Annotated in this window: 13 protein-coding genes; 5 read left to right on the plus strand and 8 right to left on the minus strand. The window is 71.7% G+C overall.

The features are described from left to right. Positions 1 to 21 precede the first annotated feature (21 nt). The 3 genes from OO014_RS06525 to OO014_RS06535 all read right to left on the minus strand — a co-directional run bounded on the left by OO014_RS06525 (position 22) and on the right by OO014_RS06535 (position 5275). Complete coding sequence (locus tag OO014_RS06525; protein ID WP_272461482.1) at positions 22 to 1575, minus strand: FAD-dependent oxidoreductase; 1554 nt, start codon at positions 1573 to 1575, stop codon at positions 22 to 24. Continuing rightward, complete coding sequence (locus OO014_RS06530) at positions 1572 to 3671, minus strand: molybdopterin oxidoreductase family protein (protein WP_334685034.1); 2100 nt, start codon at positions 3669 to 3671, stop codon at positions 1572 to 1574. The genes OO014_RS06525 and OO014_RS06530 overlap by 4 nt, the downstream gene beginning before the upstream one ends. A gap of 170 nt (positions 3672 to 3841) precedes the next feature. Beyond that, a complete protein-coding gene (locus OO014_RS06535; RefSeq protein WP_272461484.1) occupies positions 3842 to 5275 on the minus strand; it encodes an MFS transporter in 1434 nt (477 codons plus the stop codon). 205 nt (positions 5276 to 5480) lie between these two features. Here OO014_RS06535 and OO014_RS06540 point away from each other — a divergent pair, with 205 nt between their 5' ends. Continuing rightward, positions 5481 to 6290 carry an alpha/beta fold hydrolase gene (locus tag OO014_RS06540; RefSeq protein ID WP_272461485.1) on the plus strand — a complete coding sequence of 270 codons (810 nt, stop codon included), beginning with the start codon at positions 5481 to 5483 and terminating at the stop codon, positions 6288 to 6290. Between the two features lie 11 nt (positions 6291 to 6301). Here the strand turns inward: OO014_RS06540 and OO014_RS06545 are convergent, their stop codons facing one another. Continuing rightward, positions 6302 to 6997 (minus strand): LuxR C-terminal-related transcriptional regulator, encoded by a 696-nt coding sequence (locus OO014_RS06545; protein WP_272461486.1) that lies wholly within the window; start codon positions 6995 to 6997, stop codon positions 6302 to 6304. Then, complete coding sequence (locus tag OO014_RS06550; RefSeq protein ID WP_272461487.1) at positions 6994 to 8385, minus strand: ATP-binding protein; 1392 nt, start codon at positions 8383 to 8385, stop codon at positions 6994 to 6996. The genes OO014_RS06545 and OO014_RS06550 overlap by 4 nt, the downstream gene beginning before the upstream one ends. A 125-nt stretch (positions 8386 to 8510) precedes the next feature. Here OO014_RS06550 and OO014_RS06555 point away from each other — a divergent pair, with 125 nt between their 5' ends. From OO014_RS06555 to OO014_RS06565, 3 genes are all read left to right on the plus strand, one after another. Further along, complete coding sequence (locus OO014_RS06555; RefSeq protein ID WP_272461488.1) at positions 8511 to 9818, plus strand: PspC domain-containing protein; 1308 nt, start codon at positions 8511 to 8513, stop codon at positions 9816 to 9818. Continuing rightward, positions 9815 to 10297 (plus strand): hypothetical protein, encoded by a 483-nt coding sequence (locus OO014_RS06560; RefSeq protein ID WP_272461489.1) that lies wholly within the window; start codon positions 9815 to 9817, stop codon positions 10295 to 10297. Before OO014_RS06555 ends, OO014_RS06560 begins: the two co-directional genes overlap by 4 nt. A gap of 117 nt (positions 10298 to 10414) precedes the next feature. After that, entirely contained in the window at positions 10415 to 12379 is a 1965-nt protein-coding gene (locus OO014_RS06565) for a M13 family metallopeptidase (RefSeq protein WP_272461490.1), read from the plus strand. A gap of 30 nt (positions 12380 to 12409) precedes the next feature. Here the strand turns inward: OO014_RS06565 and OO014_RS06570 are convergent, their stop codons facing one another. Both OO014_RS06570 and OO014_RS06575 read right to left on the minus strand, forming a co-directional pair. After that, a complete protein-coding gene (locus tag OO014_RS06570; RefSeq protein WP_272461491.1) occupies positions 12410 to 12871 on the minus strand; it encodes a GNAT family N-acetyltransferase in 462 nt (153 codons plus the stop codon). Continuing rightward, the gene (locus tag OO014_RS06575; protein WP_272461492.1) at positions 12868 to 13329 is read right to left on the minus strand and encodes an SRPBCC family protein; all 462 of its coding nucleotides are present in this window, start codon (positions 13327 to 13329) and stop codon (positions 12868 to 12870) included. The genes OO014_RS06570 and OO014_RS06575 overlap by 4 nt, the downstream gene beginning before the upstream one ends. 297 nt (positions 13330 to 13626) lie before the next feature. Here OO014_RS06575 and OO014_RS06580 point away from each other — a divergent pair, with 297 nt between their 5' ends. Further along, the gene (locus OO014_RS06580) at positions 13627 to 24153 is read left to right on the plus strand and encodes a calcium-binding protein (RefSeq protein ID WP_272461493.1); all 10527 of its coding nucleotides are present in this window, start codon (positions 13627 to 13629) and stop codon (positions 24151 to 24153) included. A 61-nt stretch (positions 24154 to 24214) separates the two neighbouring features. On the opposite strand, the gene OO014_RS06585 is transcribed toward OO014_RS06580, so the two are convergent. Then, positions 24215 to 25453, minus strand: a complete 1239-nt coding sequence (locus OO014_RS06585; protein ID WP_272461494.1) for a CynX/NimT family MFS transporter — start codon at positions 25451 to 25453, stop codon at positions 24215 to 24217. Positions 25454 to 25543 lie beyond the last annotated feature (90 nt).

Raw genomic sequence — 25543 nt, forward strand, 5'->3', positions numbered from 1 at the left:
TGGGGGTGGGCGGGGTCGACATCAGGCTGCTCCTTCTGCGCTGGCGGGGACGGGGTCAGGCCGGGCCTGCGGGTCGTGCTGGGGTGGGTCGCTGGAGTCGAGCCACGCGCAGAGCCCCGCGACGGCTGCGGTGCAGCTGCCGCACCCGGTCGTCGCGCGCGTCGAGTCGGCCACGGCGTCGACCGTCGTGCAGCCGTCACGGTGCGCGGCGACGATGCGGGACTTGGTCACGGTGTTGCAGCGGCAGATGACGGTGTTGCCCGGCATCTCGGCGAGGTTCACCGGCTCGGGCCCAGATGCTCGCGTGACGGCGCGGCCGAGCATCAGGGCCAGGCGGTCCCGCGGGACGACCGCCGCGGTGTCGTAGAGCTGGGTGAGCGAGCCGCTGGCGTCGCCGATCCCGAGCAGGATCGCGCCGACGAGCCGGTCGCCGGCCAGGACGAGCTTGGCGTAGCGGCCCCGTTGCGGGTCGGTGAAGGCGAGGACCTCGTGGTCGGGGTCGTGCACGCCCACCTCGATCGTGCCCATGCTGGTCAGGTCGATGTCAGGTGCCTTGAGCCGGGTCAGGACGCTCGTCCCTTCGTAGCAGGCATCGGGATCGGCGCCGCTCAGGACGTCGGCGAGGACCCGGGCCTGGTCCCAGCCGGGCTGGACCAGCCCGGGGACGAGGCCGCGGTGCTGGGAGCACTCGCCGATCGCGTGCACCCGCGGGGCGGACGTGGCGAGGCGGTCGTCGACGACGACGCCCCGATCGACGTCGAGCCCGATCCGGCGGGCGAGGTCGACGCGGGGACGGACGCCCGCGGAGACGACGACGAGGTCCGCCGGGAGCGTCGTCCCGTCGTCGAGCGTGACCGTCGGGGTGGCACCCGCGGGCGCGTGGCGGGCGACGACGCACCTGCTGAGCAGGAGGCGGGCTCCGAGCTCGCGCACGACTCGCGCGAGCACCGCGCCGCCGTCCGCGTCGAGCTGCCGCTCCATCGGGACGGCGGCGGCGTGGACCACGGTCACGTCCACGCCCTTGCCGAGCAGACCCCGGGCCGCCTCGAGGCCGAGCAGCCCGCCGCCGATGACGACGGCGTGGCGGGCCGCGCCGATGTGGGCCGCGATTCGTCGGCAGTCGTCGATCGTGCGGAAGGCGACCACGCCGGACCCCGGCCCGGTGTCGCCCTCCATCGGTGGGACGAAGGGGACGCTGCCCGTGGCCAGGACGAGCTCGTCCCACTGGAGGACGCGGTCCGGCCGGGCGGGCCCGGTCCCCAGGGTCGCGGTGCGCGCCACGAGGTCGACCGCTGTCACTTCGCTGCCGGTGCGGACCTCGATGTGGCGGGCACTCCACCAGCCGTCCGGCTTGAGCCGGGTCTCGCGCGCCGTGAGGCTGCCGGCGACGACGGAGGAGAGCAGCACCCGGTTGTAGGCCGCGTGGGGCTCCTCGCCGGCGACGGTGATGGCGAACCGTGCCGCGCCGGGGTCCCGTTGGCGCAGCTCCTCGGCGAACCGGGCGCCCGCCATCCCGTTGCCGACGACGAGGACCCGCCTCATCGAGGGGGCCCGTCCGTTGGGGAGCTCGGTCATGGGAGGGCCTCCAGGCGGACGGCGCAGGCCTTGAACTCGGGCATGCGGCTGGTCGGGTCGAGGGCCGGGTTGGTCAGGCTGTTGGCCCGCCCGTCACCCGGCCAGTGGAAGGGGAGGAAGACCGTGTCCGGGCGCAGGTCCTCCCGCGCCCGCACCCGCGCCACGGTGCGGCCGCGGCGACTGACGACGACCGCACGTGACCCGTCCGCGACGCCGACTGCCTCGGCCGTGTCGGGGTGCACCTCGACGAACATCGGCCCGGCCGCCTCGACGAGCTCGTCGACGCGGCGGGTCTGCGCCCCCGACTGGTAGTGGGCCAGCACCCGGCCGGTGGTCGCGACGAGCGGGAACACGGCGTCGTCACGCTCGGCGGGACCGACGTGGTCGACGGCGACGAAGCGGGCCCTCCCGTCGGGCGTGCCGAACCGGTCGAGGAAGAGCCGCGGGGTCCCCTCCGGCCGTTCGGGGGTGCACGGCCAGTGCAGGGCCTCCCCGGCGTCGAGCCGGTCCCAGGTCACGGCCGAGTAGTCCGCGACCCCACCGGCCGAGGCCTGCCGCAGCTCGTCGAACACCTCCCGCGGATCGTCGGCGAGCGCCACCGGCGAGCCGATGCGGCGAGCGAGCTCTGACCAGATCTCCAGCTCGCTCCGGCACCCGGGCGGCGCGGAGAGTGCCCGCCGCCGCCTCAGCACCCGCCCCTCGAGATTGGTCACGGTGCCCTCCTCCTCGGCCCACTGGAGGACGGGCAGGACGACGTCGGCCATCTCGGCGGTCTCGGACAGGACGACGTCGCACACGACGAGCAGGTCGAGGGAGGCGAGTCGGTCGGCGACTCGCCGGGCATCCGGCGAGGACACGACCGGGTTGGATCCGTGAACCATGAGCACCCGTGGACCGCCTTGCGTGCCGAGCGAGTCGAGCAGCTCGAAGGCGCTGCGCCCGGGCCCCGGCAGCGAGTCGGCCGGCACGCCCCAGACGTTGGCGACGTGCTCGCGTGCCGCGGGGTCGGCGATCGAGCGGTAGCCGGGCAGCTGGTCGGCCTTCTGCCCGTGCTCGCGGCCACCCTGCCCGTTGCCCTGCCCGGTGACCGTCCCGAAGCCGGCGCCCCGCACGCCGGGGAGCCCGAGGACGAGTGCCAGGGCGATGCAGGCCGTCACGGTGTCGGTGCCGCTGGCGTGCTGCTCCGACCCTCGGGCGCTGAGGACGTAGGCCCCGCGCTCGGTGTCGCGGGCGCGGGCCAGCCTGGCCACGGCCGCCCGGAGCGTCGTTGCGGCGACCCCGGTGACGCGCTCGGTCCGCTCCGGCAGCCACTGCGCCGCGACCGTCCAGAGCTCGTCGAACCCCGTGGTCCGCGAGGCGATGTAGCGCCGGTCCGCGTGGCCCTCGGTGACGGCGATGTGCACCATCCCCAGGGCGAGCGCCAGGTCGGTGCCCGGCCGCAGCTGGAGGTGCAGGCCACCACCGTCGAGGGCCTTGGCTGCGGTGGGCGTCGTCCGCGGGTCAGCGACCATGAGCCCACCGGCCTCGGCGGCCCGGTGCAGGTGGGTGAGGAACGGCGGCATCGTCTCGGCCGGGTTGGCTCCGAGCAGCAGCACGGCGTGCGCCGACCCGAGGTCCGTCACCGGGAACGGCAGGCCTCGGTCGATCCCGAAGCACCTGATGCTCGCAGCGGCCGCCGACGACATGCACCACCGGCCGTTGTAGTCCACCTGGGACGTCCCGACCGCCGCTCGCGCGAACTTCCCGAGCTGGTAGGCCTTCTCGTTCGTCAAACCACCCCCTCCGAAGAGGGCGACCGCGTCCGGTCCGTGCGCCGCCGTCGTCGAAGCGATGGCCTCGGCCACGACCGTGAGGGCGGAGTCCCAGGACGCCTCGCGGAGCACGCCGTCCTGGCGGACCAGGGGAGCGGTGAGCCGGGCGGGGGAACGCAGCAGCTCGGCGCTCGTCCAGCCCTTCTGGCACAGGCCGCCCCGGTTGGTGGGGAAGCGGCGGGGTGAAACCGTCAGGTCTGCCGCGGACGAGCCGGAGAGCGTCATGGCGCACTGGAGCCCGCAGTAGGCACAGTGCGTCTCCACTCGAGTGGCCCCGGTCTCCACACCCGGCCTGTGCACACCGGGGCCACTCGACGGGGCACTCACTCGAGTGGCCCCGGTCTCCACACCCGGCCTGTGCACACCTGGGCCACTCGACGGGCCACTCGACGGGCCACTCGACGGGGAGAGTGGGGCTGGGACCGAGCCCAGCGGCATACGGGACGGGGTCGACGTCATCGGTAGCGCACCTTCGTCACGACCGCCGCGACGACGTAGAACACGGTGAACGCGACGAAAGCCGCCGTCGCCGACTGCGCCGGACCCTGGTAGGACGCCCGCAGCGCCAGGTTGATGAGCACCCCACCGAGGGCGCCGATGGCACCGGCGATCCCGATGAGCGCACCGGACATGGCCCGGGACCACGCCGCGCGCTCGACGTGGGGGCCGACGATCGACTGGGACCTGGCCTCGAAGAGCACCGGGATCATCTTGTAGACCGACCCGTTGCCGACTCCGGACAGCGCGAAGAGGAGCACGAACCCGCCGACGATCCCGGCGAGCTGCCCGGGCGTCGCGGCTCCGGCGGTGGCGTCGTCGGCCCGCGCGGCGAGGGTCACGAGGAGCCCGGCCACGGCCATCCCGACGAACGTCCACAGGGTGACCACGGCCCCGCCGCGACGGTCCGCGAGCCGCCCACCCCAGACCCGGGTCAGCGAGCCGAGCAGCGGGCCGACGAACGCGATCTGCGCGGCCGACAGGCTCGCCGACGCGGACTGCGCCGGGGTCGGCGCGGCGCCGCCGGTCATCCCGGCGAGGAAGGTCTGGTTGAGCACCTGCCCGAAGGCGAAGCCGAAGCCGATGAACGAGCCGAACGTCCCGATGTAGAGCAGCGAGATGACCCAGGAGTCGGCGTGTCGCAGCACTTCGAGCATCGCCCGCGGGTTGGCCGTCTGGTGGTCGAGGTTGTCCATGAAGAGGGCCGCGCCGACGCTGACGACTGCGAGGAGGACGAGGTAGGTCGCACAGACGATCTCGGGCCTGCGGTTGCCGAGGGCGGCGATGACGAGCAGGCCGACGACCTGCACCGCAGGCACTCCGATGTTACCGCCGCCGGCGTTGAGTCCCAGGGCCCAGCCCTTCATCCGCTGCGGGTAGAAGGCGTTGATGTTGGTCATCGAGGAGGCGAAGTTGCCGCCACCCAGACCCGCGAGCGCCGCCACGGCGAGGAACACCCCGAGCGGCTGCCCAGGGTTGGCCATCAGCCACCAGGCGAGGAGCGCCGGGGCCAGCAGGGCGACGCCGCTGACGATCGCCCAGTTGCGGCCGCCGAAGAACGCGGTGGCCATCGTGTAGGGGATCCGCAGGATCGCCCCGACGAGCGTCGGCACGGCGACGAGCACGAACTTGTCCGCGGGCGTGAAACCGTAGACCGCCTGCGGCATGAAGAGCACCATGACCGACCAGATCGACCAGATCGAGAAGCCGACGTGCTCGGTGGCGACCGACCAGACGAGGTTGCGGCGGGCGATCCGGGCGTTGCCGGCCTCCCATGCCGCGGTGTCCTCGGGGTCCCAGTCGCGGATGACGCGGCGCCGCGGCGCGGTCAGCTGCCGGAAGCGGCTCGGGGCGGTCGACGTCGACGTCGGGCGGAGGGTGGTGGTGCTCACGGGGACTCCTCAGGGACGGGGGACCTGCGTGTCGCCCACGCTAGGAACGCCGTGTTGCACCCCGTCGCGCTCGTGTGAAAGCACGGTTACATCGGTCTCACGCGTCGTTCCCGGGATGGTGAGGTCACCACCGGGGCCGTATGCCGCTGGGCTCGCTCGCGCGTCCCGCTGCCCTCCCGCACCGGCGGGCTCCTAGGCTGGCGGCATGCTGAACACGCTGTCGGTCGGGACGGCCGGGCCGAGGATCGCGTTCCTGCACGGACTCTTCGGGCAGGGCCGCAACTGGAACCAGATCGCCAAGGCGCTCGCGGGCCCGGACGGCACGGACGCGCGCTGCCTCCTCGTCGACCTGCCCGACCACGGACGGTCGCCGTGGTCGGACGAGTTCTCCTTCGAGGGCTATGCGGATGCCGTCGCGCAGACGTTGCAGGAGGTCGCGCCGGGGGAGTCGTGGACCGTCGTCGGCCACTCGCTGGGCGGCAAGACGGCGATGGTCCTCGCCCTCCAGCACCCCGACCTCGTCGACCACCTCGTCGTCGTCGACATCGCGCCGAAGGACTACGGCTCCCTCGAGCGCTTCCAGGGCTACATCGACGAGATGCGCTCGCTGCCGCTCGACGAGATCGGGAGCCGGTCGGACGCAGAGGCCCGTTTCGACGAGTCGGACCCGGGCGTCAAGGCCTTCCTGCTGCAGAACCTCCGCTCCGAGCGGGTCGACGGGCGGTCGCAGTGGCGTTGGCAGGTCAACCTCGACCTCATCGCCGCCGACGCGGCTCTGGGGCACGAGTCGCGGATCGCCGGCTGGCCCTCGTCGGTCGACGGGTTGGCGCCGTATCCGGGCCCGGTCCTGTGGGTGGCCGGTGGGGACTCGCCCTACATCGACCGCGAGGACGCCGAGACGATGCGGCGCTACTTCCCGCTGGCCCGTCAGTTCACCATCAAGGGGGCGGCGCACTGGGTGCACACCGACGCGCCGGAGATCATGGTGGAGGCCCTCCGGCGCGTCCTCGCCTGAGGGCTCGGCCGTCAGAGGAGCCGGCGGCCCATCGCCCACGCGGTCAGCTCGTGCCGGGAGCTGAGCTGGAGCTTGCGCAGCACCGAGCTGACGTGCGTCTCGACCGTCTTGACCGAGATGAACAGCTCCTTGGCGACCTCCTTGTACTGGTAGCCGCGGGCGATGAGGCGCATCACCTCGCGCTCCCGCGCTGAGAGCCGGTCGAGCTCCTCGTCGATCTCGGCGACCTCGCCCGCGGCCGCGCCGAACGCGTCGAGGACGAAGCCGGCGAGGCGCGGGCTGAAGACGGCGTCCCCCTCGGCGACCCGCCCGATGGCCGTGAGCAGGTCGTTCGCACTGATGGTCTTCGTGACGTAGCCGCGGGCCCCCGCGCGGATGACCGCGATGACGTCCTCGGCGGCATCCGACACCGACAGGGCGAGGAAGCGCACCGGCTGCCCGGCCTCGGTCTGCACGCCGGCGCATGCCCGGATGACGTCGGCGCCGCCGTGCCCGTCGCCCCCGGGGATGTGGACGTCGAGCAGGACGACGTCGGGCCGGGTCTGCTTGATCACCTCGGTGGCGGACTCGACGGCTCCTGCCTCACCGACGATGTCGAGGCCGTATGCCGCTGGGCCGGCTGTGCTCGTCAGCTCGGCTCGCACCCCGGTGCGGAACATGTGGTGGTCGTCGACGAGGACGATGCGGATCGTCCGCTGCTGGTTCATGCCTTCTCTTCCTCGGGCTGGGATGGTGTCGGGGGAGTCGGCTCGGTCGACGCCGGGGTCTCGACGGGCAGGCAGAGCTCGATCTCGGTGCCGCCGGAGCGACGGCGGATCGTCGCCGTGCCGCCGTGCCGCTCCATGCGCCCGATGATCGACTCTCGCACACCGGCCCGGTCGTCGGGGACGTCCGCCAGGTCGAAGCCGGCGCCGTGGTCGCGGACGAAGGCCTCGATCGCCGTGGGGCCCACCTCGACATAGGCGGTCACGGGCGGCTCACCGTGGCGCACGGCGTTCCAGGCCGCCTCGCGGACGGCCTTGACCAGCGCGTCGAGGTGCTCGTCCATCGACCGGTCGCCGGTGACGACGAGCTCCACCGGCACGCCGTGCAGGTCCTCGATCTCGTCGAGCGCGGCGGTGAGAGCGGCGCCGAGGGTGCCGGCCCGCGCGTCCTCGTCGTAGAGGTAGGACCGCAGCTGGCGCTCCTGCGCCCGGGCGAGGCGCGCCACCACCACAGGGTCGGCGGCACGTCGCTGGATCAGGGCGAGGGTCTGCAGGACCGAGTCGTGCAGGTGGGCGGCGATGTCGGCCCGCTCGGTCGCGCGGATCCGCGCAGCCTGCTCCTGGCGCAGGTTGCTCCAGAGACGCAGGATCCACGGGGCGGCCAGCACCGCGACCCCGACCAGAGCGGCCAGCACCGCGCCGGCGACCTGCCAGATCTGGCCCATGTCGGTCTGCCCGACGAGCAGCCCGACGAGGCCCAGGGTCGTCAGGCCGAGGCCGACGACGAGCCAGATCCACTGGATGGGCCGGCGGGTGCCGATCGGGTCGGCGTCGTCGAGCTGCGACCAGAAGAAGACGGCACCGACGGCGATGACGACGATCGGCAGGAGCACCTGCGGCTCGATGCCGATGCCGGCGCTGCCCATCCAGAGAGCGGCCGCGATCGCGAGGGCAAGGACGCCGAGGAGGGCCACGACGACGGCCTCGTTGCCGCTGCGGAGCCAGGTCTTGACGGACCTCAGCGTGGGGGCGCGCTCACCAGGAGCTGCGGTCGGCGCGGCGGATCCGGCGGATCCGGTGGTCCCCGCGGTGCCGGCCGGCTGGGCGGTCTGGGCCGGGTCGACGGGGGACGGCGCCGGGTCGAGGATGCCCTCGCGCATCGTGGCCCAGAGGAAGACGTAGACGGCCAGGCCGGCGCCGAAGGGCAGGCAGGCGGCGAGGAAGCCGATCCTGACGAACTTGACCGGCACACCGAGGTGCACCGCGAGGCCGGCCGCGACCCCGCCGACGACGCGACCCGTCGTCGGCCGGACGAGAGGGGGCCGCGGCGGGCCGAGCTGCAGCACCGGAGGGCGGTGCACCGGCTCGGTCGGCTGCGTACTCGTCGTCACGCGTCCATCCTGACCCACCGGAGCGCCTGTGGGCGACCATCCGAGGCGCCTTTGAGGGGTCCGTCAGGGTCGCTTCAGGGTCGACCCGCATGGCTGCTCCTGCCGTCCGGGGTGAGAGTTGAGCCATGAAGCACCAGACCGACCCCAACCGCAAGGCATCAGGCCTCGACGGCCTCTATGACAGCCTGCGCCGCCTCGGCATCGCTCGCGCGTCCGACGGCCGCTGGTTCGCCGGGGTCGCCGCGGGGGTCGCTCGCCGGCTCGGCATCGACCCGCTCGTCGTCCGTGCGGGGTTCATCCTCCTCGGCATGGTCTTCGGCATCGGCCTGTCCCTCTACTTCCTCCTCTGGCTGTTCCTCCCGGACGAGCGTGGCCGCATCCCCCTGGAGCAGGCGATCAAGCACGGTGAGGGACACTCGATCTTCCTGCTCATCGTCACGGGGATCATCGTCTTCGGCGGCGGGCCCTGGTTCACGAACGACAACGGCGGCATCCGCTTCCTCGGTTTTGCGGTCCTCGTCGCTGGAGCGTGGTGGTTCCTCACCCACACGGACGCCGGCCGTGACCTGTTGAGGTCGGTCAAGAGCCCTTCCGCCCCATCGACCGGGCAGCCAGCCCCCTCGGGCTCGTCAGCGGCCCCGACGTCGACGGGTCCTGTGGCACCAGGAACGATGTCGACGGGCAACGCCGCCGCGAATGCCGGAGTCGGGAGCTGGCCGCCTCCCACCGGCCAGCCGAACGTGGCGCCCCTGTCCGTCTCCGTGCCGACCCCGCCCGCGGAACGCACCAGGGGGATCGGCTTCGCCGGCGGCCTGCTCGTCCTCGGCGCCGCGATCCTCGCGGGCGTCTTCCTGCACTCCGTCGCCGACCGGCTGGCCTGGCAGGGCAGTCACGTCGCTGTCGGGATCGCGGGCGGCCTGACCGTCCTCGGCCTGGGCATCCTCGTCTCCGGGATCGCCGGGCGCCGGGCGGGCTGGCTCGCCCCCTTCGCGGTGGCCGCGATGGCGTCCTCCCTCTTCGCCACCGTGATGCCGCACGGACTGACCCAGCCCTTCTCGGCCGGCGAGCGGCACTACCAGCCGACCACCCTGCAAGGCGAGCAGGCCTACCAGATCGGACTGGGGCGGCTCGACGTCGACCTGACCGGCGCCGACTTCGCCGGGCCGGGCGTGGAGAAGGTGGTCGCCACCGTCGGGATGGGAGAGCTCAACCTCATCGTCCCGGAGGACGTGAGAGTCACGGTCCACGCGCGCAGCCGCGCCGGCGAGATCGTCGCCCAGGACAGCAACGACGGGGGCGTCCAGACCACGCGCGGCGGCACGGCGCTGGACGACACGTTCACCTACGGGCCTTCGGACGCTCCAGAGGAGATCATCGTGGAGACCGAGGTCGCCCTCGGGCAGATCACGATCCGGACGGGGGACCGATCATGACCGATCGCCATCGCGACGAGACCCAGCACATCGTCAAGCCCGATACTCAACACCTCGAGATCACAGGACCGGCCATGACCCAGCACGACCCCGCCGAGCAGCCGCAGGCGCCCGCCGGCCACACCCCCTTCAGGGTCGAGCCCACCACGCCCGTCCCCGACGACGTGGTGCGCCCTGACGGCGACACGGACGTCGAGACCCGCCCCGTCCTGCCGCAACCGAGCACGTCACCGGCGCCGGCGTGGTCGCCGCCGCGCCAGGGGCTCGTCACCGTCCGGCGGGGGCCGCTCCCGGTGACGATCATGGTGGGCCTGCTCAGCCTCATCGTCGCGGGCTACGTGCTCGTGAGCAACCTCGCCGGAGCAGACCTCGACCTGCGCATGATGGGACCCATGGCCTTCGGCTCCTTCGGTGGTCTCCTGCTCCTCGTGGGACTCATCGGGCTGGTCGCGGGCGGTCGGGGCCGCGCCAGGGACTGAGGGGGAGGAGGGCTGGGAGGTGGCGCGCGAGCGCCCGCCAGCCCAGCGGCATACGGTAGGGAAGCCCGCACGATCCCCCACGCGGCACCGACCCGGCCCATTCCCCAAGGAGACCCCGTGACCCCGCGCTCCGGCATCGACCTTGCCAGTCTTGACCGCTCGGTCCGGGCACAGGACAACCTCTTCCGGTTCGCCAACGGGACCTGGCTCGACACGACCGAGATCCCGGCGGACCGCGCGCGCTTCGGCAGCTTCGACCTCCTGCGCGAGCAGTCGACCGCCCGCGTGCACGCCCTCATCGAGGAGGCCGCCGCCGATCCGACCGCGGCGGCGAGCACCCCGCAGCGCCAGGTGGGTGACCTCTTCACGAGCTTCATGGACACCGAGCGCGTCGAGGAGCTCGGCCTGGCGCCGCTGCTGCCACTCCTCGCCGAGGTCGCCGCCATCGACACGGCGGAGGCGCTCGCCACGAGCCTCGGTCGGCTGCACCGCGTCGGCGTCACCGGCCTGCTCGCGCTCTACGTCAGCCCGGACCAGCGCGCGCCCGAGGACTACGCCGTCTATCTCGAGCAGGCTGGCCTCGGGCTGCCGGACGAGTCCTACTACCGGGACGAGGCCTATGCCGAGATCCGCACGGCCTACGTGGCCCACGTCGAGCGGCTCCTCGGCCTCGCAGGGGTGCCCGAGGCCGCCGACAAGGCCGCCCGCATCCTCGCCCTCGAGACGCGCATCGCGGGGCATCACTGGGACACCGTCGCGAGCCGGGATGCCGTCAAGACCTACAACACCTACACGCTCGAGGAAGCAGAGCAGCTGGCGCCCGGGTTCCCTTGGCACGCCTGGTTGCAGGCGATGGAGGCCCCTGAGGGGTCGGTGCCCAAGGTGGTCGTCCGGCAGCCGAGCTTCGTCACCGGCCTCGGCGAGCTGCTCCGCGACGTGCCCGTCGCGGACTGGCAGGCCTGGCTCACCTTCCATGTGGTGAGCACCTTCGCGGCCCTGCTGCCCCGGGCCATCGTGGACGAGGACTTCGACTTCTACGGGCGCACGGTCTCCGGCCAGCCGGAGAACCAGGAGCGGTGGAAGCGCGGGGTCGCCGTCGTCGAGAACTCCCTGGGGGAGGCGGTCGGGCAGCTGTATGCCGAGCGCTGGTTCCCGCCGGCCGCCAAGGAGCGGATGCAGCACCTCGTCGCCAACCTCGTCGAGGCGTTCCGGCGGTCGTTCACCTCCCTCGAGTGGATGGGCGAGGACACCCGGAAGGAGGCACTCGACAAGCTCGAGCGCTTCGTCGCCAAGATCGGCTACCCGGAGGTGTGGCGGGACTACTCCTCGATCCCGATCGACCCGGCGGACCTCGTCGGGAACGTCTGTCGGTCGACGCAGTTCGAGGTCGACCGCAACTTCGCCAAGCTCGGCAAGCCGATCGACCGGACCGAGTGGTTCATGCTGCCGCAGACGGTCAATGCCTACTACATGCCGACGATGAACGAGATCGTCTTCCCCGCAGCCATCCTCCAGCCGCCCTTCTTCGACCTCGGGGCCGACGACGCCGTGAACTACGGGGCCATCGGTGCAGTCATCGGACACGAGATCGGGCACGGCTTCGACGACCAGGGATCGCGCTACGACGGCACCGGCGCGCTGCGTGACTGGTGGAGCGAGGAGGACCGCGAGCGCTTCGACGCGTTGGCCCACCGGCTCATCGAGCAGTTCAGCAGCTACACCCCCGAGGGGCTCGACCCGAAGCACAAGGTCAACGGCGCGCTCACCGTCGGGGAGAACATCGGCGACCTCGGCGGACTGCAGATCGGCTACCGGGCCTACCGCATCGCCACCGAGGAGGCCGGCATGCCGGAGCTGGATGGCTTCAGTGGACCGCAGCGCTTCTTCCTGGGCTGGGCCCAGGTCTGGAAGGGCAAGGCCCGCGAGGCGGAGGCGATCCGGCTGCTGGCCGTCGACCCGCACGCGCCCCTGGACATGCGCGGCAATGCCGTCCGCAACCTCTCGGAGTTCCACGAGGCGTTCGACGTGCAGGCCGGCGACGGACTGTGGCTGCCGGAGGAGGAGCGGGTCCGCATCTTCTGAGGGCGCGGCCCCGCTCGATGGGCACCGGCGTCAGAGCACGAGCTTGAACCCCACGTGGGACCCGACGAAGCCGAGCCGCTCATAGAAGCGGTGCGCGTCGGTGCGGGAGGCGTCGGAGGTGAGCTGGACGAGCCCGGCCCCCAGCCGGCGCGACTCCTCCACCGCCCACCTGACGAGCTCCGTGCCCAGACCGGTGCCACGTTCGGTCGACGCGACGCGCACGCCCTCGATGATGGAGCGCGTCGCCCCGCGGCGGGACAGGCCCGGGATGACGCTGAGCTGCAGGGTCGCGACGACGACGCCATCTCGCTCGGCGACGACGAGGTGCTGGCCCGGGTCGCCCGCCACCTTCTCGAACGCGGCTGCATAGACGGTCAGGTCGTCGAGGCTCTCGCGGGCACTGCCCAAGGGGTCGTCGGCCAAGAGCGCGACGATGGCAGCCACGTCCGCACGGGTGGCGCGCCGGATCCGCAGGCCGGAGTCGCTGCTCACGCGGACTCGGCTGCCTGCTTGAGCTGCCGCAGCCCCTTCTCGAGGTCCGGGCCGATCATCTTCTCCATCGAGTAGAGCTTGCTCATCAGCCGCATGACGGCGTTCTGCGGACCCGTCATGACCCACTCGACCCGCGTGCCACCGTCGGCGGGGGTGAGCAGGAAGTCGACGCGGTTGTGGGCCTGCATCGGGGCGGCGAAGACGAGGTCGACGCCGACGCGGTCCGGCGTCGCCTCGACGATCTCCATCTTCCCCTGGCCCGCTTTGCTGTTGCCCCGCCAGCCGTAGACGGCTCCGACGCCGGAGTCAGCCCCGGCGTAGGTGCGCTCCAGATGGGGGTCGAGGCCCTCCCACGGCGACCACCGCTGCCACTGTCGCAGGTCGGTGAGGAGCGGCAGGATGCGCTCCGGCGGCGCCGCGACGGTGGTCGAGCGGCTGACTCTGAACTCCTTGGCCATGGCGCCGATCCTGCCACGCGAGGCCGCGAGCACTCCGTCTGGTCTGGAGGGATGGGCGGCCCGGGCGCACCTCCTGCGCAGGCTCGACCGCCAGGACGAGCTGGTCTCAGACCCAGCACACCCGCCCGAAAAGACCGCATTCGTCCGGAAGCGAGCCCAGCGGCATACGACAGCTCGGGTGGTTTTCTCCGAAACGTCGGACACGCGCTGAGCACGTCGCTAACTTGAATGGTTGTCGCGACCCGTGAATCGGCCCACCTCCACCGGGCCGGCGGGACGCTCATGGGGGTGCGAGCGATGGTGCGCAGGTCCGTCAACCGTCTCATCGGTGCGATGACAGCGGCGGTGTTGATCACCGGCTGGGGGCTGGGACCGCAGGTGCCGGCGCAAGCGGCAGACCCCGATCCGGGCGTCAGCGACGTCGTCGCGTTCCTCGGCGGCGGCAGCGCGACCGAGAACCTCGCCACCTGGACGGAGGGGCTGGCCGCCATCGGTGCCTTCGGCCAGCCGATTCCGTTCGTCAGCGCCAGTCCGGGCGGGCTGGCGGGCCTCGACGACCTCGTCCAGAAGGGTGTCGCCGACCGGCTCACCGGGATGACGACCTGGGCTGCTCTCGACGGCGCGGACGCCACCTTCGCCCTGTCCGCCGGACGCAACGCGACCCTCGACGTGGCCGTCGAGGACCTGGCCGACGGCAAGCGCGTCAACGTGGGCCTCACGATCACGCGCACGGTCAGCAACCAGGCACTCACCATCAGCTCGGCCGAGCCCAAGGTGGAGCTGTCCGCTCCGACCGGCGTCACCGTGGCCGTCGAGGCGTCCATGACGTTCTCGGCCGTCTGGACCGGGCCGGCCACCGACCGCGTCCACCTCGCGAGCGATGCGCTCCACGCTCCCCGCGTGGACGTCGACGCCTCCGCGACCCTGTCCGCGGCGGCGAAGGCCGCCCTCGGCATCCTCGACGTGAGCCTGACCAGCACCGACTTCGTCGTCAAGGCACACGCCTTCGCCCAGGTCAGCGACCCCAACAACGACGGACGGCTCGCCTTCGACGAGAGCGGGACCGGCGACGGCGAGCTCGCAGCGGAGGGGTCCCTCCAGGGGCTCGTCACCGCGGGCCTCGACCCGACCGGCTCACCGAGCGACCCCGGAACGCCGGGATCCGTCAGCGGCACGCTCACGGTCAACGCGGACGCCAGCGGGCTGGGATCGTCCTTCCCGACCTTCTCCGCGACCGTCGGCGTCGCCTGGCCGAACATCTCCACGGGCACCCCCGTCATCTCCGCACCGAACCTCGAATCGGTCGTCGGCAAGTTCCAGAACATGAGCCTGCGCGACCTCGCCGACGGGCTCGCCCAAGTCGCCACCGCGCTCACCGGCATCCAGAAGGCGAAGTTCGACGCCGACGGCTCGGGGCCAGGCACGGCGATCGTCGGTGACCTCGACCTGCCGTTCCTGCGCGGCACCGTCTCCGACGCCGTCAAGGCCAACGAGGTGCTCCTGGCCTTCCTCAAGGCCAATGTCGTGCAGGCCCCCGACCCGAGCCAGCCGGCTCCGCCCGGCTTCGACGCGAGCACGGTGGGCAACCCGAAGTTCACCTCCCTCCAGGACCTCATCACGAAGCTCAAGGCGGCTGGGATCCCGGTCGACGGCCTCGACTGGAACCCCACGACGAGCAAGCTCTCCTTCCACCTGACCATGACGAAGGCGGCGCCGTCCTCACCCGTGCCCATGGATGCCGGCGCGGCCAAGGTCTCGAAGCCCGGGGCCAGCTACACGGCCGACGGCCTCAGCATCTCCGACGGCACGGCCTGGGAGCCCGGCCAGTGGATCGGCATGCGCGTCGTGGCCGGCACGTCTGCCGGCGAGGTCGCCGCCAACACCGCGACCTCCCTCACCCTGGCGACCGACTGGATCGGCGGGCAGCCGGCCGACACCACGCCGTTCGTCATCCTCGGGCCAGAGGCCCAGCTCGGCGCCGTCACCTTCGGCGACGGCCTGAGCAAGCTGCCGGCCGGTAGCCCCGCCGACGGTCCACGACAGGGCATCCTCAAGGCCAACGCGGCCCAGACCTTCGCCAAGGTCACCCCCTCGTTCACCGCCGACCTGACCCTGGTGCTCGACCTGCAGAAGCCGAGGACCGGGGCCGAGTGCGTCGGCTTCGAGGGCAACACGAAGGCCTGCCCGTTCACCCTGGAGTCCGGCACGTTCAAGACCGAGGTGACGTCGCTGCCGCTCGGCGCCGACCGGGTGATGATCCGCACGGGTGTGCCGCTGCTCAAGGCCGACTTCCCGATCGAGACGAAGGTCGACCTGACGGCCAACGCCGGCTTCTTCCAGGTGCGACTCGAGGGCGACCTGCTCGTCTGCAACCGCACGGCCGCCCCGGACTGCTCCGGCTCAACGACCGGCAACATGGTGACCATCGGACTCAAGCAGGCCGGCGACGCGCAGCACGACCTGAGGCTGCGGGACCTGTTCAAGGGCCTGGTGACCGCGACGCCGACCGGCCCCAGCCAAGCCGGCGACCTGCTCGACGTCGCCGTCAACGTCCGGGCCTTCGGCGACCTCAAGGTGTCGGTCCCCGAGGCAGGCGCGTTCTTCCCGGGCGGCGCCAAGCTCACGGCGAAGGCGACGTGGGCCGACCTGACCAAGTCCTCGGGGTCGGACGGGCCGCAGTTCGACCTCAGTGACCTCGACAAGATCCTCGCCCTCGACTTCAAGCCGGGGTCCCAGGCGGAGCTCTTCGCCATCGTCCTCAAGACGCTGCAGACCCTCGCGGCCCAGCTCGCCGAGGCGCAGCCCGGTGGCCCCACCGGGATCTTCAGCACCGAGATCCCCGGCGCCGGTACGTCGCTGCGCGACCTCCTGCGGCGCGACCTGTCGGGCGAGGGCCCGGGCGTCAGCTATGGCGCGGACACCCTCACCGACACCAACCGCACCTTCCCCACGACCCTGGCCGGGCGCTCCGTCGTCGTCGGCACCCAGGTCGCCGTGGTCACGTCGACCAACGGGGGCAGCACGCTGACCGTGTCGAAACCGTGGGCGAACAAGCCGGCGACGGGGGCCGCCTACACCTTCCGGTCGCCGCTCGACGACGCCATCGACGCCATGTCGGCGCACCCGCCGCAGAACATGCAGGACCTCGTCTCCTTCCTCAACAAGCGACTCGGCACCAACAGCTTGAAGTTCGCCTACCTCGACGGGGCGACGCCGAGCGTCGTGCTCGACTTCGACTGGCAACGCACGTACACCGCCTCGTCGCCAGTGCGCCTCGACCTGGGTGACGACACGTTGGTGACGGCCTCGGCATCGGGGACCGGCAAGGTCGCGGTGGAAGGCACGATCGACGTCGGCGTCGTCGTCCCCCTCGCCGCAGGGCCCGGCGCGACCGATGCGAGCTCGCTCAAGATCCTCGACAACTCGAAGATCAGCGTCCTCGCCGACGCCCGCTTCGACGGGACCGCCAGCGGAACCCTCGGCCCGCTCACCATCTCGGCGGGCACCGGCCCCGACCCCGCCACGGTGCGGGCCAACGTGAGCCTCGACCTCGCCAAGAACAGTGCCCCGACCAACACGCCGGTCTCGTTCAGCACCTTCCTCGGCGACCTGGGCGCGACCCTCAACGCGAGCAACGACCCCACCCAGGTCACCTGCGGCGAGACCCTCAACACGCCGCTCGCGGTGTGCGCTCGCATCCCCCTCACCGCCACCATCGCCGGTGTGACGACGTCGCTCGGGTCGCCCGCGCGACTGCGGCTGCCCGACTCGGGCAACGTCGCCGACCTCACCACCTTCACCGGTGTCCTGCCCAGCGATCCCGCGGTGCCGCGGTTCCAGGCACCCGATGGCCTGGCCGCCGCCCTGGCCAGTGCCGTCGCGGACTTCACCCAGATCAAGCCGGGCCTCGACGGCTACCTCGAGAAGCTGGAGCAGGCCATGCGCCTGGCCACCTTCGAGGGCAAGCTGCTCTTCGTCGGCAAGGACCTCCAGCAGGGCGCGGACAAGATCGCTGCGCTGCGGGCCGAGCTCAAGGCGGAGCTGGGGTCCATCCCGGCCACTGCTGCCGAGGCTCGCGACTACCTCAACACCCAGATCGCCAAGGCGATCGCCGACGCAGGGCTGGACAACACCAACGTCGAGGTCGGCTTCGAGTGCTCGGCCAAGCTGGAGCCAGCCGCGGCCCCGAGCGTGACGCCGACCCCTGATGACGGCGGGAGCAACGCGACGTGGACCTACCGCATCGTCGCCAGCCAGGGCGACGGCACGGGCAACACCGGCGACACGGTGCGATCGGCCGAGGGGTCGGCAAGCACCTCGTGGACGGCGCTCGACAACGACCACTTCAACACGCTGACCTGGCCTTCGGTGACCGGGGCCACGAAGTACAAGATCCTCCGCCAGAACGGCACGGACTTCGGGCTGGTCAAGGTCGTCAATGCAGCGGACGGTGCGACCCAGACCTACGTCGACAAGGACCCGACTGCTCCGGCCGCCTATGACCACGTGACCACCAAGCCGGACCTCGAGGCGTGCGTCGCCACCGACATCGAGGGCGTCAACATCACCATCGACCTCAACATCGGCGAGGTCGACACGACGCTCGGCTGCAAGGCCGGGACAGGCTGCCTCGGCGACGGGGACACCCTGCCCCTCGACATCGGCATCCCGGGGCTCGCCCTGCGGGCCGGCGACGCCGACGCCATCACCTACGGGCTGGGGCTGCAGCTGCACCTCAAGGCCGCGATCGACAAGGACCAGGGCTTCTACGTCTACACCCACGACGCGGCCGCTCCCGAGTTCCAGGTCGGGGCACGCTTCGACATGCCCCCCACGATGCAGGCCGAGCTGGCCTTCCTCGACATCGAGGTGAAGAAGAACAACGGCAGCGTGCCGCTCTTCGCCGGGGCCTTCATGATCGACGTCCAGTCGGGCGACGCCAGCGAGACAGCGACCTCCAAGCTGACCATCGCCGACTTCGGCAGTGTCGATCCGGCGAAGCTCTTCGACATCAAGCTCACGGCCGCCATCAAGGCCGACTGGATCGTCAAGGCGAGCGCATCGTCCGTCCTGCCGGGAGTCCAGGCGAACTTCTTCCTCGAGTGGGGCTTCACCAACAAGGACCTCGCCAGCCTCGGCGCACCGAAGATCGACTTCAAGGACGTCAAGCTCGACGCCGGAGGCTTCTTCTCGCAACTGCTGAGACCGGTGCTCAACAAGATCAAGTCGGTGACCGGGCCCATCCAGCCGGTGATCGACACGCTCTACGCCCCGATCCCGGTGCTCTCCGACCTGAGCAAGCTGGCCGGAGGCGGGGACGTCAGCCTCATCACGCTGGCCAAGGCGTTCAACACCCTTGCCGGCGGTCCCGACCTGGAGTTCGTCGAGCGGATCACGGCGCTCGTCACGCTGGTGAACAACATGCCGAAGTGCGAGGGCGCGAGCTGCCTCATCGACGTCGGCGCCTTCAGCGTGCCCGGTGACAAGGCCCTGACGACGAGCGTCTCGCCGACGAGCGCGGACTCCCTCGTGGTCAAGGACCCCACCACCAAGACCGGAGACGCCCTCAAGGGCGAGCTCAACACCAAGGGTGGCCAGGGCACCGTCTTCGGCACCGGAGGCGGCGAAGGGTCCGCCAACAAGTCGGGCTTCACCTTCCCGATCCTCGACAGCCCTGCCTCGATCTTCGGTGTCCTCATGGGCAGCGACGTCGCCCTCGTGGAGTTCGACAGCGGTCCGCTGACGTTGGGCTTCACCTGGCGTCAGTCGTTCGGGCCGGTCTATGCGCCGCCGCCGGTCATGGTCACCCTGTCGGGATCGGCCTCCGTGTCCCTGCGGTTCATGGCAGGTCTCGACACGGCGGGCATCCGCTATGCGGTGGAGGCGGCCCAGTCCAAGGACCAGGTCGACGCCCTGAAGATCCTCGACGGCCTCTACTTCAAGACGACCGACAGCAGCGGCAAGCCGGTCCCCGTCGTCCGGCTCGACGGGGAGATCGCGGCGGGCGCCTCCGTCACGGCGCTCATCATCGAGGTGGGCATCGAGGGCGGACTGCACCTGACCATCGGCTTCCACTGGAACGACCCGAACAACGACGGGAAGTTCCGCGTCAGCGAGTTCCTCAAGGCAGCGATCAACAACCCGATCTGTCTCTTCACGACCACGGGACGGCTCAGTCTCTTCCTGCGCGTCTACATCACCATCGGGTTCTCGCCGTTCAGCACGAGCTTCTCGTTCACGCTGGCGGACATCACCCTGCTCGACTTCACCGTGCAACCGGACTGTGACCCGCCGCCCCCACGGCTCGGCGGCACGGTCGGGACGACCCTCGTCGTCTTCGCCGGCAAGTTCGGCACCGACGGCGTCCGCGGCGCTCCTTGGGGCAACACGGCGGACACCGAGGCGGACACCGTCAAGGTGACGCAGCTGCACTTCGCCCAGAAGACCGGCGACGACGCAGGCACCAACCCGGACTTCGACGGCTTCTCAGTGCAGATGCTCGGTGAGCGACGTGACTACCTCGACCCGAACCTGCAGCGCGTCGTCGTCGACGGGCGCGGCTCCCCGGCACCGCTCATCGTCAGCTTCGTCGGGGACGGCAAGAAGGACTCGAAGCCGAACAACCCGACGACGGCAGCGGACCTCACGGTCTTCAGCAGGGACGCCATCGTCATCGGGTCCGACCACGCGGACCAGATCCAGACGGGCACCGGCTCGTCCTGGGTCGACAGCGGCAAGGGCGACGACCGCGTCGTCACCGCGGACGTCGTGGGCAAGGTGGCCCGAGTTGCCGGTGGTGACGGCGCCGACGCCATCTCGACGGGCGAGGGAGACGACTTCGTCTCGGGTGACGGCACGCTCGGCACGCCGGAGCTCAGCCAGACCGTCACGGTCAACGCCGTCGACAAGGAGAACCACGGCGACGAGACGGTCGGTCTCGACAAGCTCATCGACTGGACCAAGCTGGCGACCGACCCCACCACCGGGGCGCAGACCGGCACCGGGATCGACATCATCAGCGTCGGCCTGGGCACCAACCGGGCCAACGGCGGCCCCGGCGACGACAAGATCGGTGTCGCCTCGGACCGCTCGGACGGCAAGGGCGGCACCATCACGTCGAAGGGCAACACCCTCATCGGCGACCTCGGCAGCGACAGCATCGCTGGTGGCAGTGCCAAGGACGTCATCTTCGCCTCGACCGAGACGACGTTCGGCGTCGACGACCCGGGGCCGGCCGACACCCTGACGGTCAAGGACGGCAAGGCCGTCCCCAACATCATCGAGACCGGCACCGGCAACGACGAGGTCTACGGCAGCAACGCCGAGGACATCGTCACGAGCCACTCGAAGAAGAACGAGAAGGCCCGCCTCCGAGGCGGCAGCGGTCCCGACGCGCTGGTCGGCGGCTACGGCAGCGACGAGGTCTTCGGCGGCCCCGGCAACGACTACGTCATCGCCGAACCCAGCGAGGTCGGCGCACGCGGCCTCGACGAGAAGGGCAACCCGCGCGGACCGGACGTCATCGAGGGCGTCAGCTTCGGTGACTTCAGGGCGGTCCGGCACCTGCCCCTCCCGCCGAACACCGCGCCGTCGGACAAGACGCTCGTCGGCGGCAAGGGCAACGACCACATCCTCGGCGGCGACGGGCCCGCGAAGGTCTTCGGGGACACCCTGAGGGACGTCAGCGTGGCGCCCGCCCCGGACGAGACGTGCCGCGACGGCTCACCCGTGGCGTCCGATCCGGTGGCGGAAGGCACGTCGGCCGGCACGGGCGACGGCAACGACCTCATCCTCGGTGGGGCCGGCGTCGACACCATCTCGGCGGGTGGCGCACGCGACCGGGTCCTCGCGGCCGGTTCAGCGGACTTCGTCTGTGGCCAGGAGGGCCATGACGTCCTCTTCGGCGGAGACGGCGACGACGGCGTGTGGGGCGGCTCCGACAACGACCGCGCCTACGGCGAGGCCGGCCACGACCGCGTCTTCGGCAACGACGACGAGGACGAGCTCTACGGCCAGGTCGGCACGGACATCATCGAGGGCAACGACGGTGCCGACCGCGCGAGCGGTGGCGACGGCGACGACCTCGTCTACGGCGGCACGCGCCACGCGGGCCGGTCCGATACCGGCCCGGCAGCGGACCCGGACGCCGGCGACATCCTGTCCGGTGACACCGGGGCCGACCGGCTCATCGGCGACAACGGCACCGTCGACGACCCACTCAACCCGGGCGACGCGAAGGCCATCCCGTTCGACCTCGTCGGCACACCGGCCACGGCTGGTCGCGGCGACGTGATCCACGGCGGCGACGGCACCGACACGGCCTACGGCGGTCTGGGTGACGACCAGGTCAACGGCGGCAACGACGACGACCACCTCGAGGGCAACAACGACTCCGACACCATCCACGGCGACGCGGGTGAGGACCAGGTCGTCGGCGGCTCCTTCCAGGTGGCGAGCTCCGGCATCGGCCGCCCCGACGCCGGTGACGTCCTCTTCGGCGACGCCGGACCGGACCTCATCACGGGGGACAATGCGATCCTCGTGACCGGGGTGATCGATGCCGAGACGACCCCGGTGACGCGGATGCGCGGCTTCGCGGCCAACCACGCCGTGCAGCTGCTCGATCTCGACCCGACGAACACCGCAGGCAACTGGGGTGCGGACGAGATCTACGGTGGCGGAGACGAGGACGTCATCCTCGGCCAGCGCGGAGACGACCGGATCATGGGCAACGCTGCCGACGACTACGCCGAGGGCGGCCCGGGGACGGACTGGGTCGAGGGCAACGCGGGCGACGACGACCTCGTCGGCGGCAGCTCGGACCCGTCCGGCGGAACGGCGGAGACGACGGAGACGACGGAGACGACGGCCGGACAGGGTGACGCCGCGGACGCGCTCTTCGGCGGCCCCGGTGACGACGTGTCCCTGGGCGACAACGGGCGCATCCTGCGACCGGCGGACGCCGAGGCGCCCTCCTCGGTCACCGTCCGGCTGGGCAGCGCGGGCGGCACCGCCATGGCGCCGCGCCGCATCGAGGCGTGGGACCGGAGTGTGGGCAGCGGCTACCTCACCGCTCCGCCTGCGACCCGGTTCGGCGGCGACCGGTTGTCCGGCGGCGACGGTGTGGACGTCCTGCTCGGCCAGGACGGCGACGACGTCATCACCGGCGACGCGCACGCGGACTACGTCGAGGGCAACGGGGGAGCCGACAGCCTGTTCGGCGACCTGCCCTTCGGCGCGGCGTCCGAGCACGGCACGCCCGCGACCGCCCTCGTGGCATCGTGGCCGGGCACGCCGAGCAGCGGAGCGGTCCTCGTCGGCACGAGCACGACGCACGGCCAGGACGACATCGTCGGAGGCACGCCGACGCCCGACTACCGCGACGGTGGCGACATCATCGAGGGCAACGGCGCCGACGACGTGGCACACGGCGACAACGGCTCGCTCCTGCGCACGCTGCAGGGCAGCCCGGGCGCGCTGACGGAGCGGGTCTACACCGACCGCTACCCGGACGGCGCCGTCCCGGCGGATGCCACGCGGTCGCGGACGCACGACCCGGCGCTGCCGGGTCCGAGCACACGGTTCTGCCTCTCGGCCGCCACTGCCACCACGTGCGAGACCACCGGTGCGTTCGGCAACGACCGGATCTGGGGGGACGGCGGCAACGACGGCATCTGGGGCCAGGACGGCAACGACGTCATCTCAGGTGGCGACGGCGACGACGACCTCTACGGCGAGCTCGGTGACGACCGGATCAGAGGTGATGCGGGTCGCGACGCGATCCTCGGCGACCGTGGCGGCATCGTCAACCAGCACCTGAGCGAGGGCGACCAGCCGCAGCAGTTCACCCACACCCTGAAGAACCCGCCGATGGAGACCTTCGCCGGCTTCCGCCGCGGGGACTACGACCGGCGCGTGGACCTGCTGCACGACGTCGACGGCGACCAGTGGCTCGGCGCCTCCACCGGCGAGGCCATGTCGCACCCCGGCCTGACCGAGGGCGGACGCGACCTGATCCGGGGCGGACCGGATGCGGACCGCATCCACGCCGGCTTCGGTGACGACGTGGCCAACGGGGACAGCGGCGGCGACAACGTCTTCGGCGGTGACGGCGAGGACGTGCTCTGGGGCGGCCGCGGCTGCGACCCGACCCTCGACGCGGCCGCGTCCGACTGCCGCACGGACGGCAGCTTCGACCCGGCGTCCCGCGGCGACAACGACCGCTTCGTCGACCACGTCTTCGGTGGGCGCGGCGAGTCCGACCCGGCCAAGCAGGACATCCTCGGCTCGGATGTCATCGACCTCCGGCCGCGCGGCGGCTCCAGCTCGTGCACCTCGCAGGACTGGCCGACGACGACCGGCACGAAGAAGAACAACCCGGTCACCAACGACCCGTGCCTGTGGTTCGAGATGACCGACACGCACGACGGCGACGTCGCCGACAACAACCATCACCAGGGCACCGACTGGCTCTATGGCGGTTGGGACCGGGACGTCATGCAGGGCGATGTGGCCGCCAACGGGCCGAACCCCGGCGACCGCCTCATCGACTGGAGCGGCGTCTACAACCTCTACACCCACTGCAACGCGGCCTACGGCGGCTTCAACGACATCCGCCAGATGTCGCCGGACCTGCTGGCCTTCCTCCAGCAGCTCGCGTGGGCGTCGGGGGCGGGCCGCGACGTGACGGACGTGACGACAGCGGGCACCTCGGCCTTCGTCGAGCTGGCGCTCGTCTACACGGCGGACATCAACGGCCACGGCTCGGGCCCGGCCTACCCGAGCACGCCAGGGCACTTCCAGGAGGTCGCCTGCCAGCCGTGACCTGCGAAGCCGGCCCAGCGGCATACGACTTGTTCCGTATGCCGCTGGGCTCGGTCCCTGCTCAACGTGAGCGCGGGCGGTGGCTGGGTCCGTGGACGTGGAAGGCGGCGACGAGCGAGAAGGTCGTGAACGAGGCCGTCGCCCCCACCAGCACCCACAGGGGGACGCCCCACCCTCCGGTGGCTTCGCGCAGGGCTCCGACGACCGGGCCGGCCGACGCGGCGACGACGTAGCCGAGGGTCTGCACGACGGCCGACATCCCGCCCATCTCGCGGGCGTCCGAGGAGGCGAGGGCGAGGGCGCTGAAGACGACGATGAAGCCGCCGGCCTGGGCGATGCCGCCGAGGGTGAGCCACCAGGCGATGGCGGCCGGGGCCAGGATGAGGCCGGTCGAGAGGGCCAGCCACAGGGACCCGACGATCCCCGCCGTCCAGCGCAGCCCGACGAGCCGAAAGAGGGCGGGGACGAGGAAGCCGCCGACGATGCCCCAGGCCTGGAAGGTCGATGCCATCGCACCCGCGCTGGTCACGGCCGACCCGGTCGTGTCGACCAGGTAGGTGGGCAGCCAGGTCGTGTAGGCGTAGTAGCTGAACGACTGCGACGCGAACGCCGCCGACAGCAGCCAGGTGGCCGGGTTGCGCGTGGCGCTGCGTGGTGGCGGGGTGGCCTCGGCCGGCGCCTGCCCACTCGGCCCTTCGGCCGCGCCCGGGTGTCCGGAGGATCCGGTGCGTTGCCGCCGGACGCGGACTCCCCAGAAGCTGAGGCCGGCCGCGGCCAGGAGGGACCACGCGGCCAGGGCCAGCGGCCAGCCGAGGACCTCGGCGAGCGGAGCCGTGGCCAGGGCGGTGAGGAGCGAGCCGATGTTGAGGACGGCGGTGTAGAGGCCCGTCACCGAGCCGACCCGGTCGAGCGGGACGTCCCGCCGGATGACCACCGGCACGACGATGTTGCCCAGGGTGATGGCCAGGCCCAGGGCGATGGTTCCGGCGAAGAGCGTCGCGGTCGACGGGATGGCCCGGACCAGCTGGCTGACCAGGATGCCGAGCATCGTCAGGAGGATCGCCGCCTCGGGGCCGGCCCGCCGGACCGTCAGCGCCGCCAGGGGCGATGCGACGGCGAAGGCGAGCACCGGCAGAGTGCCGACCAGGCCGGCGGCGCCCGCGCTCAGTCCGAGGTCCCCGCTCACCTGCTGGAGCACCGGCGTGACGGCCACGATCGGCCCGCGCAGCGACAGGGCGACGACGACGATGCCGAGCACCACCACCCCCAGCGGGGGATACGCGTGGCGCGGGTCCTTCACGGAGGCCTCCGGGGCGGTGGGCGGGGGGCAGGCTCGGGTGCCTGCCCGGACGGTACCTCCGGGGACCCGCTCGGCGCCGACCCGTCCACC

This window comes from Intrasporangium calvum, from assembly GCF_028446585.1.
Classification (GTDB): Bacteria; Actinomycetota; Actinomycetes; order Actinomycetales; family Dermatophilaceae; genus Intrasporangium; species Intrasporangium calvum_A.

Bases quoted from the DNA above. Each gene is read 5' to 3' on its own strand.
- OO014_RS06525 (WP_272461482.1), bottom strand. From the start codon at position 1,575: ATGACCGAGCTCCCCAACGGACGGGCCCCCTCGATGAGGCGGGTCCTC.
- OO014_RS06580 (WP_272461493.1), top strand. From the start codon at position 13,627: ATGGTGCGCAGGTCCGTCAACCGTCTCATCGGTGCGATGACAGCGGCG.
- OO014_RS06545 (WP_272461486.1), bottom strand. From the start codon at position 6,997: ATGAACCAGCAGCGGACGATCCGCATCGTCCTCGTCGACGACCACCAC.
- OO014_RS06555 (WP_272461488.1), top strand. From the start codon at position 8,511: ATGAAGCACCAGACCGACCCCAACCGCAAGGCATCAGGCCTCGACGGC.
- OO014_RS06540 (WP_272461485.1), top strand. From the start codon at position 5,481: ATGCTGAACACGCTGTCGGTCGGGACGGCCGGGCCGAGGATCGCGTTC.
- OO014_RS06575 (WP_272461492.1), bottom strand. From the start codon at position 13,329: ATGGCCAAGGAGTTCAGAGTCAGCCGCTCGACCACCGTCGCGGCGCCG.
- OO014_RS06560 (WP_272461489.1), top strand. From the start codon at position 9,815: ATGACCGATCGCCATCGCGACGAGACCCAGCACATCGTCAAGCCCGAT.